This window comes from Cobetia sp. Ld8, assembly GCF_045066615.1.
GTDB lineage: Bacteria > Pseudomonadota > Gammaproteobacteria > Pseudomonadales > Halomonadaceae > Cobetia > Cobetia amphilecti.
In genome coordinates, this window is the sequence record NZ_JBISHF010000007.1 from 1,114,254 (window position 1) to 1,131,791 (window position 17,538).

At 62.5% G+C, this 17,538-nt stretch carries 17 protein-coding genes; 8 read left to right on the top strand and 9 right to left on the bottom strand.

Annotation, left to right across the window (positions count from 1 at the left end):
* Window positions 1-134 precede the first annotated feature (134 nt).
* Complete coding sequence (gene dctP, locus ACJJV2_RS09470; RefSeq protein WP_043332119.1) at window positions 135-1,163, bottom strand: TRAP transporter substrate-binding protein DctP; 1,029 nt, start codon at window positions 1,161-1,163, stop codon at window positions 135-137.
* A 408-nt stretch (window positions 1,164-1,571) separates the two neighbouring features.
* Window positions 1,572-2,540: a LysR family transcriptional regulator gene (locus tag ACJJV2_RS09475; RefSeq protein ID WP_244995109.1), complete on the bottom strand. Its 969-nt coding sequence runs from the start codon at window positions 2,538-2,540 to the stop codon at window positions 1,572-1,574.
* 438 nt (window positions 2,541-2,978) lie between these two features.
* On the opposite strand from ACJJV2_RS09475, the gene ACJJV2_RS09480 reads away from it, so the two are divergent.
* From ACJJV2_RS09480 to ACJJV2_RS09510, 7 genes are all read left to right on the top strand, one after another.
* Window positions 2,979-3,881: a LysR family transcriptional regulator gene (locus tag ACJJV2_RS09480; RefSeq protein ID WP_064503238.1), complete on the top strand. Its 903-nt coding sequence runs from the start codon at window positions 2,979-2,981 to the stop codon at window positions 3,879-3,881.
* A 176-nt stretch (window positions 3,882-4,057) separates the two neighbouring features.
* Window positions 4,058-4,858 (top strand): putative hydro-lyase, encoded by an 801-nt coding sequence (locus ACJJV2_RS09485; RefSeq protein ID WP_043332129.1) that lies wholly within the window; start codon window positions 4,058-4,060, stop codon window positions 4,856-4,858.
* Between the two features lie 205 nt (window positions 4,859-5,063).
* Window positions 5,064-6,110, top strand: a complete 1,047-nt coding sequence (locus ACJJV2_RS09490) for a TRAP transporter substrate-binding protein (protein WP_043332132.1) — start codon at window positions 5,064-5,066, stop codon at window positions 6,108-6,110.
* Window positions 6,111-6,316: 206 nt separating this feature from the next.
* On the top strand, window positions 6,317-6,922 hold the full coding sequence (locus ACJJV2_RS09495) for a TRAP transporter small permease subunit (protein WP_043332134.1): 606 nt from the start codon (window positions 6,317-6,319) through the stop codon (window positions 6,920-6,922).
* Window positions 6,922-8,202 carry a TRAP transporter large permease gene (locus tag ACJJV2_RS09500; RefSeq protein WP_043332137.1) on the top strand — a complete coding sequence of 427 codons (1,281 nt, stop codon included), beginning with the start codon at window positions 6,922-6,924 and terminating at the stop codon, window positions 8,200-8,202. Before ACJJV2_RS09495 ends, ACJJV2_RS09500 begins: the two co-directional genes overlap by 1 nt.
* A 114-nt stretch (window positions 8,203-8,316) precedes the next feature.
* The gene (locus ACJJV2_RS09505; RefSeq protein WP_052384353.1) at window positions 8,317-9,000 is read left to right on the top strand and encodes a DUF2848 domain-containing protein; all 684 of its coding nucleotides are present in this window, start codon (window positions 8,317-8,319) and stop codon (window positions 8,998-9,000) included.
* Window positions 8,997-10,388: an amidase family protein gene (locus tag ACJJV2_RS09510; protein ID WP_405280297.1), complete on the top strand. Its 1,392-nt coding sequence runs from the start codon at window positions 8,997-8,999 to the stop codon at window positions 10,386-10,388. The genes ACJJV2_RS09505 and ACJJV2_RS09510 overlap by 4 nt, the downstream gene beginning before the upstream one ends.
* 176 nt (window positions 10,389-10,564) lie before the next feature.
* Here the strand turns inward: ACJJV2_RS09510 and ACJJV2_RS09515 are convergent, their stop codons facing one another.
* The 7 genes from ACJJV2_RS09515 to ACJJV2_RS09545 all read right to left on the bottom strand — a co-directional run bounded on the left by ACJJV2_RS09515 (window position 10,565) and on the right by ACJJV2_RS09545 (window position 16,380).
* Window positions 10,565-10,993 carry an RcnB family protein gene (locus tag ACJJV2_RS09515; protein WP_052384355.1) on the bottom strand — a complete coding sequence of 143 codons (429 nt, stop codon included), beginning with the start codon at window positions 10,991-10,993 and terminating at the stop codon, window positions 10,565-10,567.
* Window positions 10,994-11,399: 406 nt separating this feature from the next.
* Complete coding sequence (locus tag ACJJV2_RS09520; RefSeq protein ID WP_405280301.1) at window positions 11,400-11,837, bottom strand: RcnB family protein; 438 nt, start codon at window positions 11,835-11,837, stop codon at window positions 11,400-11,402.
* Between the two features lie 235 nt (window positions 11,838-12,072).
* Window positions 12,073-12,468 carry a VOC family protein gene (locus ACJJV2_RS09525; RefSeq protein ID WP_405280304.1) on the bottom strand — a complete coding sequence of 132 codons (396 nt, stop codon included), beginning with the start codon at window positions 12,466-12,468 and terminating at the stop codon, window positions 12,073-12,075.
* Window positions 12,469-12,625: 157 nt separating this feature from the next.
* Window positions 12,626-13,639, bottom strand: coding sequence for a zinc-binding alcohol dehydrogenase family protein (locus ACJJV2_RS09530; RefSeq protein ID WP_405280306.1), 1,014 nt, complete (start codon window positions 13,637-13,639; stop codon window positions 12,626-12,628).
* A gap of 342 nt (window positions 13,640-13,981) precedes the next feature.
* On the bottom strand, window positions 13,982-15,148 hold the full coding sequence (locus ACJJV2_RS09535; RefSeq protein ID WP_405280309.1) for an L-dopachrome tautomerase-related protein: 1,167 nt from the start codon (window positions 15,146-15,148) through the stop codon (window positions 13,982-13,984).
* 166 nt (window positions 15,149-15,314) lie between these two features.
* Window positions 15,315-16,043: a glycine betaine ABC transporter substrate-binding protein gene (locus ACJJV2_RS09540; RefSeq protein ID WP_405280312.1), complete on the bottom strand. Its 729-nt coding sequence runs from the start codon at window positions 16,041-16,043 to the stop codon at window positions 15,315-15,317.
* A 118-nt stretch (window positions 16,044-16,161) separates the two neighbouring features.
* Window positions 16,162-16,380, bottom strand: a complete 219-nt coding sequence (locus ACJJV2_RS09545; RefSeq protein ID WP_405280752.1) for a putative quinol monooxygenase — start codon at window positions 16,378-16,380, stop codon at window positions 16,162-16,164.
* Between the two features lie 194 nt (window positions 16,381-16,574).
* Between ACJJV2_RS09545 and ACJJV2_RS09550 the strand changes: the two genes are divergently transcribed.
* A complete protein-coding gene (locus tag ACJJV2_RS09550) occupies window positions 16,575-17,465 on the top strand; it encodes a LysR family transcriptional regulator (protein ID WP_405280315.1) in 891 nt (296 codons plus the stop codon).
* Window positions 17,466-17,538: the final 73 nt, after the last annotated feature.

Below are 17,538 nucleotides of genomic sequence, written 5' to 3' on the forward strand. Positions count from 1 at the left end.
ACCGGGTACCGCAGCGGGATGCTCGCTGATACTTGAGCGTCACTCGCCTTTCACCGAGTCAGCGTGTCAGCGTGTCAGGTCATTGCAACAGACCATCGCAACAAGCCATCTCGAAAGACCATCGCGACAGGCCATCACGAGGACAGGCCAGCATCCTTCATGGCGGTGTCGATCAGCTCTGGCGCGATGTCCTGGCTCTTGAGCCATTCGAGGTAGGCCGGCTGGCCCTTGCTGCGAAATGCCTCGAGATCAGCCTCACTGGGACGGATCACTTGCATGCCCTGCTCTTCCAGCGAGGCGATACGTGACTCGACCTGGTTCTGGTTGTCCTGACGGGCCTGGGCATTGGCTTCCTGAACCGCCTCGAGAAGTGCCGTGCGCTCCTCATCCGACAGGCTCTCGAGCAGCTGACCATTGGCGACCAGGAACTGATCGGAATACTGGATGTTGGCCAGTGTCAGGTACTTCTGCACTTCCTGCAGACTGCCCAGCAGGATGTACATCGGCGGGTTCATCTGACCATCCGCCACCCCCGTGCGCAGCGCCATGTAGACCTCCGTCCACGGAATCGGCGTGCCCGAGGCACCGAAGGCCTCGTAGAGCGCTACCTGGCTTGGGTCCATCGCGCGAAAGCGCAGGCCTTCGAAATCGTCAGGGCTGGTGATCGGGCGCTTGTCGTTGGTGAAGGCCAGAAAGCCCCCTTCCTCCACGACGGCCAGAATCTCGGCGCCATTGGTGCGCTCGCTGAATAGCTGCTGCACCTGCTGCCAGTACTGCCCCTCATCGAAGAAACGGCGCGCCTCATCAAAGCCGTCGAACATGAACGGCGTCGCGCTGACATAGACTTCCGGCACGATGGGCGCCATGCCCGCGAAGGAGGCGATATTCAGATTCGGGGCGCTGATCACCTGCTCCATGCGCTCCTGCTCCTCGCCCAGCATGCTGTTGGGATAGAGCTTGAGCTCCAGCTCGCCGTCGGTCTTCTCTTCCACCAGGGTCTTCAGATTGCTGGCAAAGACATGCACCGCGTTCTTGTCGGCATCCGGTGCACCGTTGTAGCTGAGGTTGATGGTCTGGGCCTGCACGCTGGCCGCCAGCAGGCTGAGCGCCAGAGTGGAACCGGTGAGCGTCTTGCGCAGCAGAGATGTCTTGGACAAGGACATGTGGATTCCCTTTTGTTGTTGTAAATATTCGTTGTATGCGGCGGGAGTGACGCCGCCTTTGTCAGTGCGGCCCTGCGGCCAGTCAAGGTGAGGGACTTTCGCCTTCACACCTCGAAAGTAGCGTTGCCGCTGTAGACTAATCAATCGCCTGAGTGTTGTTTTTTCGTCCACACCTGAAAAAGCGCCTGAATAGTGCCCTGCCTGACGACGACTGCCCCGCCAGCATGAGCTGTACGGGGCAGTCGGGAAGTTCTGTGACATGCTGCACTGAGCGAGAGAATGGCCAGTGCAAGGGGACAGCCGTGTGAGGAGATAGAGCTGAACAAGCGCCCGTCAGCACCGATACCCTGGCCTGTGCGTCAAGCGATGCTGCTTGAATGTCACGCGGCGAATGGCACTGGTCGAACGTCACTTGCCCAGCAATCGTGGCGCATCCGCGGTAAAGAATCGCAGGCCCTGCTGAAGATGGGTGACGCAGGCCTCGACGGCGACAGTCATCTCGCGCCCACGCCGCGTACACATCTGCGCACGGGTCGTCGCCAGCGCGGGGTGCTGCATCGGCAGCAGGCAGATATCACCGCGCCGCAGCTCCTCCACCACGCTCAACTCCGGCATGAAGGTCACGCCGATCCCCGAACGCACGAAATTCTTGAGCACCGACACGGAATTGGTGCGCAACTGCGCGCGCAGCGAGACTCGCTCCTGCTGCGCCGCCTGATTGACCATCTGACGCATGCCGGTGCATTCATCGATCAGTGCCAGCGGCCACTGCGCCACCTGCGAAAGCGTCAACGGCTCTGCGATCTCGAGTAGTGGATGCTCCGCCGGCACGATCAGATCCAGCGGCTGGCAGGTCTCCACATGGCAGCAAAGAATCGGATCGACGGGCGGGGCATAGAGCAGCGCGATATCCACCTCGAAGTCGCGCAACAGTTCGGTCGCCTCATTCACCCCCGCCATGCGCACCACGACCTCGATGCCGGGATGACGTGCCATGAAGCTCTGCAAGGGCAGCGAGATCAGGTCGGCAATGAAGCCTTCGCCCACCGCGATTCTCACCTCACCGCTGCGCAGGCCCTGCAAGGCGCTCAGCTGCGAGAGCGCTGCCGCCTCCGCCGCCTGCTGGCGATGAAAGTGATCCAGCAGCAACACCCCGGCCTGGGTGGCGCGCATGCCCGTCTCGCTGCGCTCGCACAGCGCGACACCCACCTCTTCTTCCAGCTGCTTGATCTGGCGGCTCACCGCTGAAGGGTCGAGATTCAGATGCCGCGCCGCGCGCCGCAGTGAGCCTCGGCGGATGATTTCATTCAGCGCCGTCAGCGCCTTGGGATTGAGCATGGAGACAGTACCCGCCAGCAGCAGTGGAGGAAGAGGCAAGACTCGGATCACGCAGGATATCCTTGCAGACCGAGCGACTCCAGAGGCCCATATCGGGAAGCGATCGACAACGAAAAAGGAGCCGCATGAGCGGCTCCTTCTGGTTCGACGTGATCAGCAGTTACCTTTCTTGGCCTGCCCCGGCGGGCAGAAGTCACCGCCTCCCCGCTTGTGGTCATGGTGTCCATCACCGATCTCGATGATTGGTTCGGCATCGATCCGCGCCGGTGTATAACTGCACCCTGCCACGAAAAGGGCACTCAGCATCACCAGGCTGACAACTCGCACGCTAGACTTCATCATCATTCCTTTTCATGAAAATACGCATTTCTCGATGCTCCATATCGTACCGGAATGTACGCCATCGAGAACGCAATTTCTCAACGAGTGGTAATGTGAGCCTCAAGCTTGCGGCATCAATCACGACAGGATCTGGCCATGTTCGATTTCAAGGAAGTGGAAGCCTTCGTGTGGATCACGCGCCTGGGGTCGTTCCGGCTGGCCGCCCAGCACCTGCATCTGACCCAGCCCTCGATTTCCGAACGCATCAACAAGCTGGAAACCACGCTGGAGACCCGCCTGCTGGAGCGCACTCGCCGACCGGTACAGCCGACGCTCAAGGGGCGCGAATTCTATCGCCACGCCGAGGCGTTGCTGGAGGCGCGCCAGAAAGCGCTGTCCATGATGGAGTTGAATACGCCCTTCCAGGGCGTGCTGCGACTGGGCGTCGTCGAGACCGTCGCGCATAGCTGGCTGCCCGGCTTTCTGGCCGAACTGGCACGTCGCTATCCGGACCTCACGCTGGAACTCGAGGTCGACAGCTCCCCGGGACTTGCCGCCATGCTCACCGCCGGCGATATCGACCTCGCCTTCTTGATGGGGCCGGTGACTGCAGAGAGCGTACTCAATCGTTTTCTCTGCAACTACACGATGGGCTTCGTGATCAGCCCCGCGCTGGGCTTCACCGAAGACAATTTCTCGTTGCGGCGCCTGAATTCTCTGCCGCTGATCTCGTTTGCCCGCAACAGCCGACCCCACCATGAGCTCGGCTCCATGCTCCATCAGATGGGGCTGGATGACGTGAAGCTGCATTGCTCAAGCTCGCTATGGACCATCGTGCGCATGACCCTGGATGGCCTGGGCGTCGGCGCCATCCCGCCACGCATCGTCGCCGAGGAAATCCGCCAGGGCACCCTGCTCAGCCTGCCCTGCGACCTGCCCGAACTGACCTTCACCGCCTCCTGGCCGACCCATATGGAAAGCGCCCTCGCCGAAGGCGTGTGTGAACTCGCCATCGAGATCGCCCGCCAGGATCAGGAGGCGCATTCACGAATCGCCTGATCTTATCGGGCTTTCATACCCTGCATAGCGTCCCTTTCGGCCATGATGTTTCTACTGACCCGCGCCACATGAAAGGAATTTCCGATGGCTTAACTCGATAAAAATCGATTGGATTTATCTGAGTGCGCTTCTTATGGTGAAGACAGACAACAACAACTTCACAAGAAGCTCCAACGATGCCCCAGACACTTCTCAGTGCCGCGTCGTCCCCCCGCGAGGCGCGCGAGCAGATCCGCAGCGGTCATTGGGCCAGCCACACCAGCGGTATCGCTGCCGGCTACGCCCAGACCAACCTGATCATCCTGCCAGCCGAGGCTGCCGGCGAATTCCTGCAATTCTGCCAGGCCAACCCCAAGGCCTGCCCGTTGCTGGATGTCACGGCCGTCGGTTCTCCCGCCCCGACAGGGCTCGGTGAGAACATCGACCTGCGCCACGACCTGCCGGCCTACCACATCTATCGTCACGGCAAGCTTGAGGAAACGCGCGAGGATATCGCCGCCCTGTGGCAGGACGATTTCGTGGCGTTTTCCATCGGCTGCTCGTTCTCGTTCGAAGAGGCACTGCTCAACGAGGGTGTCGAGGTTCGCCATGCGCGCCTGAAGCGCAACGTGCCGATGTATCGCACCAATATTCCGCTGATCAGTGCCGGTCGTTTCCACGGCAACCTGGTGGTATCCCTGCGCCCGATGTCGGCGGCGCACGCCATTCGCGCGATCCAGATCACCACCGACATGCCTCGTGTGCACGGTGCCCCCGTCCATCTGGGCGACCCCGCCTTGATCGGTATTTCCGATATCGAAAGCCCCGACTTCGGCGATGCGCCTACGCTTGAGACAGGTGACATGCCGGTATTCTGGGCCTGTGGCGTCACACCACAACTGGCGCTGGAGAATGCCCGACTGCCATTGGCGATCGCGCATAGCCCGGGGCACATGCTGATTACCGACATTCCCAATCATCGCCTCAAGTACGGATGACCTGCTGCCAGGCGTGCTGCCGGGCGTACTGCCGGGCATGAGAGAAATCCGCACTCATCACGCCCGGCGCAGTGCAGGGACGCACCGCGAATCGAAACACAGCACAGCAACGCACAGGACAGCAGCGGGAAAGACACACCCCGCAAAGATGCAGCCAACAAGCTTTTCCGATAACACCAGATGCACAACAACAATGGTGATTCCCATGAAGACACGTTTTGCCCTCTCCGCCCTTGGTCTCGCACTCGCCGCCGCCGGTAGCGCCAATGCTGCCGATACCCTCAACGTGGTAGGCAGCTGGAGCAGCCTGGAGCTCAACCGTCAGTTCGAGAAGCCGTTCTGGAGCGAGACCCTCCCGGCCGCCAGCAGCGGTGAACTCAGCACCCAGGTGACCACCTTCGACCAGATGGGCATCCCCGGCTCCGACGTCTATCGCTATCTGGGCGATGGTGTCTTCGATGTCGGCATGACCGTGGCCGACTACACCGTGTCCGATGCGCCGGAACTCGAAGGGCTGGACCTGCCGATGATGGCCCCCACTGCCGAGGAAGCGCAGCAGGTCGCCGAGGCCTTCCGCCCCCTGGCGGAGTCCACCATGAACAAGCGCTTCAACAGCCACGTGCTGGCCATCGTGCCGTATCCGGCCCAGGTGCTGTTCTGCAACACCCCGATCGAAGGGCTCGATGACCTGCAGGACAAGAAGGTGCGTGCCAGCGGCCGCTCCACCGGTGAGTTCATCGAGGCGCTGGGCGCACAGAGCCTCAACATCGCCTTCAACGAGGTGCCCGGTTCCCTGGAGCGCGGCGTCATCGACTGCGCCGTCACCGGTTCGCTCTCCGGCTACAGCGCCGGCTGGCATGAAGTGTCCAGCCACCTGATGCCGCTGCCGCTGGGTGGCTGGGATTACGTGATCACCGCCATCAATCAGGACAAGTGGCAAGGCCTGGGCGCCGAGACCCAGACCCTGATCCAGCAGCAGGTGGATAGCGAGTTCACCGCGCCGGTGTGGGAAAACGCGCGTGGCGAGACCGCGCGTGGCGTGGCCTGCCTGACCGGTGAAGGCGATTGCCCGCTGGGCAAGAGCGCCGACATGACGCTGGTCGACTTCAGCGATGACGACGCCAAGCGCGCACGTGCGGCGCTCGAAGACACCGTCCTGCCTGCCTGGGCGGCGCGTGTCGATGCCGAGACCCGCAAGACCTGGAACGAGAGCGTCGGCAAGGTCGTCGGCCTGACCGCTAGCGCGGAGTGATCCAACGGCACCTGCTCACCGAAGCCTGTTCGCGAGCAGGTGCCGATAGCCCCGCCCTGTCCCGACGTGGCAGACATGTTCCCCAGAGACGTAGCGCTGAACGACTCGCGCCTGTGTATTCAAGCGCAAGCTTTCAAAAGCAGGCTTCATAAGCAGGCTTTCTCGAGAAAGCGGCCTTCGTTCAGCGCCCCAGCAGGACCCGACTCATGAACTCCTTCCTTCACGCACTCGATGTCCTCGTGTCGCTGACACGCGCGATATCACGCCACGCCGCACGCCTGATGGGCCTGTTGTTGCTGGCCGTCGTGGTCTTCATCGGCGCCGAAATCCTGATGCGCCAACTGTTCAATCATCCGCTGCCCGGCGTGCACGAATATGCCGGATATGTGCTGGCGATGCTCTCGGCGTGGGGCCTTTCCCACACCCTGATGGAGCGCGCCCACATCCGTATCGATGTCGTGCACGGCAAGCTGCCGGCCTTCTCGCGCCACACCCTGGATATCCTCGCGATGCTGGCGCTGAACCTGGTGGCCTGGGTGATTCTGATCAATGCCTGGCCGGTGCTCGGCAAGTCGTTGAGCAACGGCTCCACCGCCAACACCCCGCTGGCGACACCGCTGTGGATTCCGCAGCTGCTGTGGCTGTCCGGTTATGCCTGGTTCGCGATCACCACCAGCGTGCTGGGACTGCGCGTTCTCGTTGCCGCCTGTCTGCGTGACACCACCACGCTCGAGAAACTGGCCGGCCCCGATCACGGAGAAAGCGAAGGGGCTCTGGCCCAGGCTGCCTCCACGACCAAGGAGACTCGCTGATGTTGGGCTTTCTTTCGGTGGGTATCCTCACCCTACTGCTGGCCGGCATTCCCGTTGCGGTCACGCTCTTCCTGCTCGCCTTCGGGATCGACCAGTTCTATTCCTTCTTCCCGCTGACCAAGGCGCTGGGCCAGAACCTGTGGTCTGCCGCGGACTCCTTCCTGCTGATCGCGATTCCGTTGTTCGTGCTGATGGGCGAGATCATCGTGCGCGCCGGCATCGCCGAGAAGGCCTACCGCGCCATGGACCACTGGCTGTCGTGGCTGCCGGGCGGCCTGCTGCACGCCAATATCACCACCTCGGCGCTGTTCTCGGCGACCTCCGGCTCCTCGGTGGCAACGGCGGCGACGGTATCGACCGTGGCACTCCCCCAGGGCAAGAAGCTCGGCTATGACGCCAAGCTGTTCTGCGGCAGCATCGCCGCGGGCGGCACCCTGGGCATCCTGATTCCCCCGTCGATCAACCTGATCGTCTATGGCTTCCTGACCGAGACGTCCATCCCGAAGCTGTTCATGGCCGGCCTCGTGCCGGGCCTCGGCCTGGCGGCGCTGTTCATGCTGGCCTCGCTGCTGCTGTGTGTCTGGAAGCCGTCACTGGGCGGCCCGCGTCAGAGCGCCAGCTGGAGCACCCGCATCAAGAGCCTGTCATTCCTGCTGCCGTTGCTGGTGCTGTTCATCGTCATCGTCGGCTCCATCTATCTGGGCTGGGCGACCCCGACCGAAGCCGCCGCCATCGGTGTGCTGGCCTCGCTGGGCCTCGCCGCCATCAACCGCTCGCTGAATATGGCGATGATCAGCCGCGCGCTGGACGGCACCGTCAAGACCACCTCGATGATCCTGTTCATCATCATGGCGGCCTCCTTCCTCAACTTCGCGCTGGCCTCCTCCGGCATGGTCCAGCAGGTCACCGGCCTGCTCGAAGCCTATGACCTGGGACCCTTCGCGCTTCTGATGGCGGTGATCGCACTGTTCATCGTGCTCGGTTTCTTCATCGAGACCCTGTCGCTGATGGTCATCACCATTCCCATCGTCACTCCGCTGATCGCGGCGGCCGGTTACGACAAGGTATGGTTCGGCATCGTGATGATCCTGTTCGTCGAGCTGGCACTGATCACCCCGCCAGTCGGCCTGAACCTCTACATCGTGCAGGCCTCACGACGTGGTGAAGCCTTCTCGGACGTCATCATCGGCACCCTGCCGTATCTGGGCGCGATGCTGGTGATGGCCGCGCTGCTGGTGGCCTTCCCACAGATCGCGCTGTGGCTGCCTTCGGCGCTGTAAAGCCGCTTTTGCCTGACACCTGCTGGCAAGCCGGCAGGTGTCATTGACGCAACACCGTTCACTCAAGACTTCCTGCACAGAACAACGACAACCCCCGATAACGGAGCGATTCCCATGCTGACCTTTACCCATGACAACGGCGAATTCACCCTTGATGTCCAGCGCGTCGCGATTGCCGGCTGGGCCGGACGCGACCAGGCGGGCGTGCAGCACCATATCGACGAGCTCAAGCTGCTGGGCGTAGCGCCGCCCTCCCAGACCCCGCTGTTCTACCGCGTGACCCGCGAGACCCTGACCCAGGCCTCTCAGGTCGCGATGCTCGGCGGCGAAGGCTCCGGTGAGGTCGAGACCTGTCTGGTCAGCGACGCCGAGGGCACCCTGTGGGTGACGATCGCCTCGGACCACACCGACCGCAAGCTCGAAGCCGTCGGCGTCGCCGAATCCAAGCAGCTGTGCGCCAAGCCGATTGCCCGCCATGCCTGGAAGCTCAGTGAGGTCATCGACCACTGGGACAGCCTCGAGATCGAAAGCGAGATCGAAGACGCCGGCAAGACCGTGCGCTATCAGCAGGGCACCCTCGCCGAGCTGCTGCCGGTCGCCACCCTGATGGAGCGCCTGCCGGCCGGCATCGCCAAGGACGGCAGCCTGGCCCCCAACAGCGTGCTGCTGTGCGGCACCGTGCCGGCGATCGGTGGCATCCGCCCCAGCCCGAGCTTTACCATGCGACTGATCGACCCGCAGACCGGTCGTCGCATCGAGCACCGTTACGAGGTGGAAGAACTTGAGGTGGTGGCATGAGTGATGAGAACAAGCGCCTTGAGCAGGCGCGTGAATTCTGGGCGCGCCCGCCCCGCCAGCGCAGGTTGACGCAATTGCTGGAGGCCTATCAGACAGGCAGTTTCGGCCCCGAGCAGACCGCCACGGTGCTTGCCGAGCGCCATCAGGCCCTGGGTGAGAGCGCCAGCCACAGCATCATCAGCCGCGATGATGCAGGCATGAGCGTGCAGGCCGCCGCTCAGCAGCAACTCAAGGCGGCTGCGACGTCGTTGCCGCTGGGGGGTGTTCCGGTCTCGATCAAGGACCTCTTCGACGAGACCGGCATGACGACGCTGGCAGGCTCGCGGGCACTGGCAGAGAGTCACCCCGCTGATCAGGACGCTGTGGCACTGAGCCGCCTGAAAGCCGCCGGGATCCTGCATGCCGGCCGCACCAGCATGAGCGAGTTCGCGTTCTCTGGCCTGGGCCTGAACCCGCATGTCGGCACGCCGCCCAACCCCTTCGATGGCGAGCGCATCACCGGCGGTTCGACCTCCGGCGGAGCCGCCTCCGTCGCCTTCGGGCTGGCAGCCGCGACCCTGGGCAGCGATACCGGCGGCTCGCTGCGGATTCCGGCGGCCTTCTGTGGCCTGACGGGATTCAAGCCGTCACAGGCCAGCGTGCCGGGAGATGGCGCCTTCCCGCTGTCACCCAGCCTGGACTGCATCGGCCCTATCGCGCCCAGCGTCGCCTGCTGTCGCCGCCTGTGGGAAGTCCTGAGCGGTGAGGCCGCTGACGCGACGCCGCTCACTCGCCCGCTGACGCTGCTGGTGCCGGAGAGCGAGCTGGTCAGTGAAGTGGACGCCGATGTGGCCGCCGACTTCGCCGCCCTGCTGGAACGGCTCGAGGGGCTGGGGGTTCGCCTCCAGCGTGCACCGGTCGAGGCCATCGAGGCCGCTTACGCCATCAATCAGCGCGGCGGCCTGGTCATTCCGGAAGCGGCCGCCGTGCATCACGAACTGCTGGCCGCCCACGAAGCCCAGTATGATCCGCTGATCGCCGAACGCCTGAACGGCGGGCGCGACATCACCTCCAGCGAGTATCTGGCGCGCCTGTGGCCGCGTACCGCCATCCAGCAACGCTTCGCCCAGCAGGTGCAGGACGTCGATGCGGTGCTGATGCCGACCGTTGCCATGCGTGCTCCGCGTCGTGACCTGCTGGAGCAGGATGGCGCGCTCTTCGCCCAGCTCAACAAGCGCGCGCTGCGCAACACCAGCGTCTTCAACTACCTGGATGCCAGCTCGATCTCGATTCCGGCGCCAGCAGCGGTGAACGAAGAGCCGCTGGGCCTGATGCTGTCACGCCCTCAGGGTCAGGATGAGGCGCTGCTGCGCGTCGCCCAGGCGCTGGAGACACTGCTCGCGCAATAGTGCTGTGCCGGCTGAGCGCAGCAATGGCTGCCACAGCAACGGCTGACCGCAGCAATGGCTGCCACAGCAACGGCTGACCGCAGCAATGGCTTAGCTCAGCAGCGGCCGAGCGCAAAACGCAAAAGGGGCCTCCATCTGGAGGCCCCTTTTTCATGACGCGGACAGTCTGACTGTCCTCAATGATTGAGAATGATCGCGGTAATGGCACCGCCCGCCACGGCCGCCAGCACATAGCGACCATCGATGTTCAACCAGCGATGCCCCTGCGGCGGCGCAGACAGCTTGTGAGCACGCCAGTCACTCACCCAGTAACGCTTGTTGGAGTAGTAGCTGCGCGGCACATGGTCGCCGCGACGCCAGTTGTGTGACTTCTGACCTTGATGCCTGGCCTGCGCCTGATGCTTTTGCTGATTATGACGCTGAGACTGGTCGTGACGCGTCTGCTGCTTTTTCTTCTGATGCCCATTGCCGTGGTTGTTGTGCTGGTTGCCTTGGCTATTGTGTTGACCGCCACGATTATCGCGGTCGTTGGGCGATGCCTGCGCCAGCGACGCGGTCATCAGGGTGAAGATCATCATCATTACGGTCAGGGTGCGATTGCGCATGTCTGGCCTCCTCGTCGTACTCGGCATCAAGGAATGCCGAGGCTGTGAATCAGGGGTCATGAAACGGAGTCATGAAACGGGGGTCATGAGACAGAGTTAAGAAACAGTGTTAACAAACGGTATGAGAGAACACTATCGCCTCGTGTTCGCCACGGCAAGCCAGCGCGCCAACCTCCACTTTTGCGCACAATTCGCAACGACTTGTCGCCAGTTGACGCATCCTTGTTGCGCAATGACGACATCAAGAAGCAGACATTCGTAATGGTTGATATGGCACGCCATGGCGCGTGGCAAGCATTGGTGCCTGCGCATTGCATGGTCGCAAGGGGGTGGGCGCCCCATCAGAGCGCCGCCAGATGAGGACAGCTTGCATCAGAGATAGGTAATGTCATCGCTGCCCGCGGCATCACTGCTCGAGCACGATCTCATCGATGACTTGGCTTTCGGTATTCATCAGCACGAAGGCATTCTTGAGCTGCAGCCAGCGCTGGTTGGCGCCCGGTTCCGAGAGCTTGTGCTGCTGCCAGTTCTCGACCCGAAGGCCATCATCCCGGGCGACAGTGTCCGGCACCTTGCCGCCGCGCTTCCAGACATGTGCCGGCGAAGCCTCTGCCACCGCTTTCTTCTCAGCCAGCTTTTCCTGGTGCTGAATCTTCTTCAATTCCCGCATCTGTTGCGCCTGAACGCGCTGCGCCTTTACCTGACCTTCCAGGTCATGATGCTTCTGGCGCTGCCGCTCCTCGTCCTTGTCATCATTGCCATCACCCGCCGAGTCAGCCTGCACGAGGCCAGCACCCAGCAACGACAACATCAGGGTCAGTACCGCAAATGACCGCTTCGCCATGTTGGCCTCCTCGGCTGATTGCGTATGCGTGCGATGTGCTGAGTCCAGCTCAGGCCATCCTGCTGACGGCTGGACACCCTGCGTTCCTGATCGCCATTCCCTACCATCAGCTTATCGCGTCAGCGGCGCAATTTGCGGTTGGATAACGCACGATCTACACGCTTTCCTCAAATCTGGCAGCCACTTGGCGCCAGATATGACCTCCAAGAGTCAGATATGACCTCCAAGAGCCAGATCAGGCCACGGCGCGGCAGGGTGCGGTGGCAAAATCGAGATGCAGATGATTGCCCTCCGGATCTCGCATGTGCAGTTGCACAAGCCCGCCACCCGCGAGCGCGATCCGCTGATAGTGCGTACGGGACGCCGCCAGACGCGCCTCGAATGCCTCGATATCCGTGGCGGCAAGCGAGAAATGCTCAAGCCGGAGACTGGCATCACTGCTGATCGCTGGCAGGCAACCGATGTCGATGAGATGGATGACCGCCACCTCCCCGGCGTAAAGCCAGGCACCGGCGAAGGGGAAATCGGGTCGCGGCCCGCTGTGCAGCCCCAGTACATCGCCATACCACTGGAGCATGGCACTCAGCTGTCCGGTTCGCAGGTTCACATGATCAAGGCGCTGTATGCCCATGACAGGGTTCCATCATTGTATCAGCCACCCGGCACTCACCAGCAGACAAGGTGGCTTGTGAGTGCTAGGTGGCAATGAGAGTGTCTTTCACGAAAAGGAGTGCGACCGGTTGCCCGGCCGCACTCCTTTCACATCACCGCCTCGACAGTGGCTTCGATCAGAAGCCTTCGAGGACGATCTTGCCCTTGGCCTTGCCGCTTTCCAGCAAGGCATGCGCGCGCTTGAGGTTCTCGGCGTTGATGGTGCCGAAGGTTTCCGTCACGGTGGAGGTGATTCTGCCAGTGTCCAGCAGACCCGCCACCTTGGTGAGGATCTCGCCCTGACGCGTGATATCGGCGGTAGTGAACAGTGAACGAGTGAACATCAGCTCCCAATGGATGGAAACGGCCTTGGGCTTGAACGGCACCACATCGAGGGTCTGTGGGTCATCGATCATGCCGAAACGGCCCTGCGGCGCGATCAATTCGGCGACCTGCGGCGCGTAGTGCTCGGAGAAGTTGGTCGAGAACACGAAGGCCGGTGCACCGATGCCCAGCGCCTCGATCTGGGCCGGCAGCGGCTGGCTGTGGTCGATGACGTGATGCGCGCCCAGTGACTTCACCCACTCGCGGGTCTGGGGACGTGACGCCGTGGCGATGATGGTCAGGTCGGTCAGCTCACGCAGCAGCTGGATGGTGATGGAGCCCACGCCACCGGCCCCGCCGATGATCAGGATGGCGCGTGCAGCACCCGGCACCGGCTCGGTGACACGCAGACGATCGAACAGCATCTCGAAGCCGGTCAGCGTGGTCAGCGGCAGCGCAGCCGCCTCATGGGCCGCCACGGATTTGGGCGCATGGCCGACGATGCGCTCATCCACCAGGTGGAATTCGCTGTTGGTGCCGGCGCGGGTGAGATCACCGGCATACCAGACCTTGTCGCCCGGGGCGAAGGCCGTGACCTGGTCACCGATGGCGACGACTTCGCCCACGGCGTCCCATCCGATGACGGCAGCTTCGCCGGCGGCCGGCTCGCGGCTCTCACGAATCTTGTAATCCACCGGATTCACCGAGACCGCGGCAACCTTGACCAGCAGGTCGTGACCGGTGGCAACCGGTGTCTCGAGTTCGATATCGACCAGGGCGTCGTCACGATCAACGGAACCGGCAGCGTAGTAACCAATGGCTTTCATCAGAGTCTCTCCTAAAGATCATGTCAGTCACGGCAGCACTGAATGGCCTTGCCGTGATGCGATGACAGCATGTTAACTCTCTGGCCTTGGCGTAAAAACAGCCCTCACCCGCAAAGTTAATCCGGATAAAGCGGATAATGTATGGCGAGTTTGCGTGTTGCGTGCAAGGAGACGCCGACGGGTGATCGGCTTGCGATGCGAGATGCGCCGGCCAGACACAAAAACGACAACGCAGGACGGTCGTGAGACACGTCCTGCGCAGATCACAGGCTAGCGAGGCAGCCATGGCGCCAAGGCAATGAGTTGCCCAAGGACCAAGCCCGAGGCCCAAGGGAGCAAGGGTCAGTTGGCGGGTGTCAGCTTGAGCAGGTAGTAATGCTTGTCACTGCCGTCCACACCCTGATTGAGTGCCGGGTGGGCGTTCAGCTGGTTGGTGGTGAGGTAGAGACTGCCATCCGGCGCGAAGGCGAAACCATCCGGCCAGCGCAGACGCTCGTCATCCTGGGCGATCACCGACATGCCCTCCGGCGATGAGAAGGTCAGTGCGTTGTGCTCCGCGTCACCGGCGATGATGCCGCCGCGGAGGCCATCGAAGATGAAGCCATCATTGGGGCGCTTGAGGGCGTAAGGCGTGATGGCGCGAGCCAGTTCCGCCGCCGTGGCAGTGTCATCGGCCAGCTCAGCCGCCGGCAGGCGATAGATCTCACTGCCGTTCACGCCACCGAAATAGACGACGTCATCCGCCGGATCGAAGGCGATGGCGTTCAAGCCCAGGTACCAGGGCTTCGGCTCACCATTCTTGTCGCCCTTGGCCGCCATCAGATGGCCATTGATGACCATGTCGTGTTCCACCGGCATCAGCCTTTCATCGCTCTGCAGCACGCGACGCGTCTTGCCGCTGGCGATATCCACCACCACGAAGGCCGGTTTCATGCTGGAGGCCGGCGCGGTAAAGGTCATGTCAGCGATATAGATCTTGCCGCGCTGCTCATCGATGACGAAATCCTGCAGGAAGGAGATCGGCAGCACGCTGTCACCGGCAAGCGAAATCACCTTCTTGAGCGAATCACTGCGGGTATCCCAGCCCACCAGCTTGGGCGCACTGTCCTGGCTGCCCATGTCGAGCATCCACACCACGCCCTGACTGTCGGAGTGCACGCCGATGATCGAGGCGATGCCGACCTCGCCCTTTTCCGGGCCATCGGCCCAGTCCAGGTTCGGGAACGGCACACGCTTGCCGTCCTGGGTGATCTCGACCACGCGCAGTGCCGGTGCATCGAGAGGCTGCTGGGACATGATCAAGCGGCCATCCGGCGTGAAGGTGATGTTGCCGGGGCGGGTGTCCGAATATTCGGCGACGGTGGTCAGCGTGCCGTCGCGCAGGGAGGCGGCTTGCGCATTCTGGGGGTTCACGGCCGTGCTGTCAGCGGCCGCCTGAGTGGCGCCGGCGACAGTGGCAACGCCCAGCGAGGCGATGAGAATGGCAGTCTTGAGTCGAGAAAACGGCATGGGGGCTCCTTGCCCGCCGGTTGGCGCTGTGCGCTGCACCGGCAGGGTCGATGATGATGAGATGAAGAGACTGGGCGGTGACGTGGCCATCGCCCGGGATCTGTCGAGATTCAGGCGAGATAAATCAGGTGCGATAAATCAGGTGCGATAAATCAGGTGCGATAAATCAGGCGCGGCGACGCAGGTCGTCTTCCAGTTCGCTCAAGCGAGGATTGCCGATGTAGAGCTGAGAGAGGTCCTTGAGGGCCGCGGCGCCGATACGCATGCGAGCCTCCTTGCGCACCACCAGCGTGGCGTCATCCCGGGTACCCAGCAGCCCCTTGGGCTCCTTGAGGGCGCGAATCCGGTAGCGGTGATGCAGAAACTGCGGATGCCACAGCGGCACCACGACCCAACGTCCCTGCGCCACCGCCGCTTCGTAACGATCGAAACAGTCCGCTTCGCTGCCGGTGCGGAAGACATACCCGGCGGCGTCCAGACCATATTGCTTGATCATCTCGGCCGAGAAGCGACTGATGCCGGCCCCCGGATTGATGCCCTGGATGATCAGCTCCAGCTTGCTGAGCGCCGGTTCCCGCAGCAGGTCCGTGACGCTTGCCACCGCGCTTTGTGGCACGTAATCCGGCACTCCCCAGATGCAATACGGCTCATAGATGACGGCGAGCTTGTCGACATCCTCCAGCATGGGGGCCAGGTAGGTCTCATGACTCGACGGCAACCAGGCGGAGGCCAGAATGTCGACCTCCCCTCGCCCCAGCATCGCGAAGGCCTCTTCGTGGGGAGCAGAGGCGAAGGTCACCTCATGGCCGTGGCTCTCCAGCACACGCGCCACTTCCCGAGCACTGGCCTCATGGAAGGACAACGCGATATGGCCGATACGGATGGGGTCTGTCATGACTGCCTCGAGTGGGTTGTTGAAAGAGAAAGAAAGCGAGCAGGCCTGCATGGCCGCGGTGGTAAGCCAGGGCCTTTATCCAGGGCCAGAGCCCATATCCAGGGCCCAGGCCCGCCTCTCAGTCGAAGGCCGTCATTTCATGCAGGGTGAATTCGCTGACCGCGCCTTCAGTCGCTGCCACATACTCTTCCAGGTGCGGGGCCTGCATGTGCTGCAGCCAGAGTTCCCGCGAGGCCCAATTCTCATGAAAGGTGAAGTGCGCCGGATTGTCGTTGTTCTGGTGCAGGGTGTAGCCAAGGCAGCCTTCCTCGGCACGGGTGATCGGCACCAGTGCCAGAAGCGCTGCCTTGACCTACTCGATCTGGTCCGGCTTGGCATGGATATTGGCGATGATGGTCAGCTGGGTCATGAAAGGCACTCCGTGGCGTGATCGGGAAGCTTGAGTTGCGCAAGCGATGTGGTCATCCTAGCCACAAGCCTCATCCGTATAAACATCCAACTTACGCAAAGATAATTCGGAAAAACCGTACAATGCTGCTGGATAATATCGCCCTGTTCCTGACCATCATCGAGAAAGGCAGCCTGACCGCCGCAGGACGCGAGACGGGTCTATCGCCCACCACCGTGTCCGAGCGCCTCGCCGCGCTGGAAGCCCATTACGGGGTGGTGCTGCTCAATCGCACCACGCGCGCCATCAGCCTGACCGAAGAAGGTCGGACACTGATGGAAGAAGCTCGCGTCCTGCTCGACAGCGTCTCGGAACTGGAGACCCGCATCCGCCTGGGCGCCCAGACCCTCACCGGCCGCATTCGCGTCAGTGCGCCCAGCGACCTGGGCCGCAATGCCCTGTCACGCGCCATCACCGAATTCCAGCATCTGCACCCCACCATCGAGATAGAACTGCTGCTGTCGGACAGCTACGTGGATATCGTCGGCCAGGGGATCGATCTTGCCCTGCGCTTCGGCACCATCATGGACAGTACGCTGCGCGTGCGGCATCTGGGCCAGAAACGCCGACTGATATGCGCCTCCCCCGCCTATCTGGCACAGCATCCAGCGCCGCTGACGCCGGTGGACCTCAAGCACCACAACTGCCTGGTGATGCGCTTCGGCAAGAGCCTCGACAACGAATGGCGCTTCGGCAGTCACAAGGTGCCGCAGATCGTCACCGTCAGTGGCAACCGGATCGCCAATGACGGCGAACTGGTGCGTCAGTGGTGCCTGGAAGGGTTGGGCATCGCGCTGAAATCGGAAGTCGACGTAAAGGAGGATCTCCACGCGGGTCGCCTGATCGAACTGCTGCCGGAACATGCCGCGCCGCCCTCGCCGCTGCAGCTGCTGTTTCCGCCGGCGCGCGCCCAGCCGCGTCGCGTGCAGGCGTTTGCCCAGCATCTGGTCGAGACCTTCAGCGAACCGGCCTGATCGGGACCCAGGCGCACAGCTGTCTCGTCATTTGCTGGCTGGTCGTCTGTCGATCTGGCGAGACATTTGCCGC

What these genes read in the sequence shown, in the direction of transcription:
- dctP (WP_043332119.1), bottom strand. Translation starts at nt 1,163, where the DNA reads ATGTCCTTGTCCAAGACATCTCTGCTGCGCAAGACGCTCACCGGTTCC.
- ACJJV2_RS09480 (WP_064503238.1), top strand. Translation starts at nt 2,979, where the DNA reads ATGTTCGATTTCAAGGAAGTGGAAGCCTTCGTGTGGATCACGCGCCTG.
- ACJJV2_RS09485 (WP_043332129.1), top strand. Translation starts at nt 4,058, where the DNA reads ATGCCCCAGACACTTCTCAGTGCCGCGTCGTCCCCCCGCGAGGCGCGC.
- ACJJV2_RS09490 (WP_043332132.1), top strand. Translation starts at nt 5,064, where the DNA reads ATGAAGACACGTTTTGCCCTCTCCGCCCTTGGTCTCGCACTCGCCGCC.
- ACJJV2_RS09495 (WP_043332134.1), top strand. Translation starts at nt 6,317, where the DNA reads ATGAACTCCTTCCTTCACGCACTCGATGTCCTCGTGTCGCTGACACGC.
- ACJJV2_RS09500 (WP_043332137.1), top strand. Translation starts at nt 6,922, where the DNA reads ATGTTGGGCTTTCTTTCGGTGGGTATCCTCACCCTACTGCTGGCCGGC.
- ACJJV2_RS09505 (WP_052384353.1), top strand. Translation starts at nt 8,317, where the DNA reads ATGCTGACCTTTACCCATGACAACGGCGAATTCACCCTTGATGTCCAG.
- ACJJV2_RS09510 (WP_405280297.1), top strand. Translation starts at nt 8,997, where the DNA reads ATGAGTGATGAGAACAAGCGCCTTGAGCAGGCGCGTGAATTCTGGGCG.
- ACJJV2_RS09515 (WP_052384355.1), bottom strand. Translation starts at nt 10,993, where the DNA reads ATGCGCAATCGCACCCTGACCGTAATGATGATGATCTTCACCCTGATG.
- ACJJV2_RS09520 (WP_405280301.1), bottom strand. Translation starts at nt 11,837, where the DNA reads ATGGCGAAGCGGTCATTTGCGGTACTGACCCTGATGTTGTCGTTGCTG.
- ACJJV2_RS09525 (WP_405280304.1), bottom strand. Translation starts at nt 12,468, where the DNA reads ATGGGCATACAGCGCCTTGATCATGTGAACCTGCGAACCGGACAGCTG.
- ACJJV2_RS09530 (WP_405280306.1), bottom strand. Translation starts at nt 13,639, where the DNA reads ATGAAAGCCATTGGTTACTACGCTGCCGGTTCCGTTGATCGTGACGAC.
- ACJJV2_RS09535 (WP_405280309.1), bottom strand. Translation starts at nt 15,148, where the DNA reads ATGCCGTTTTCTCGACTCAAGACTGCCATTCTCATCGCCTCGCTGGGC.
- ACJJV2_RS09540 (WP_405280312.1), bottom strand. Translation starts at nt 16,043, where the DNA reads ATGACAGACCCCATCCGTATCGGCCATATCGCGTTGTCCTTCCATGAG.
- ACJJV2_RS09550 (WP_405280315.1), top strand. Translation starts at nt 16,575, where the DNA reads ATGCTGCTGGATAATATCGCCCTGTTCCTGACCATCATCGAGAAAGGC.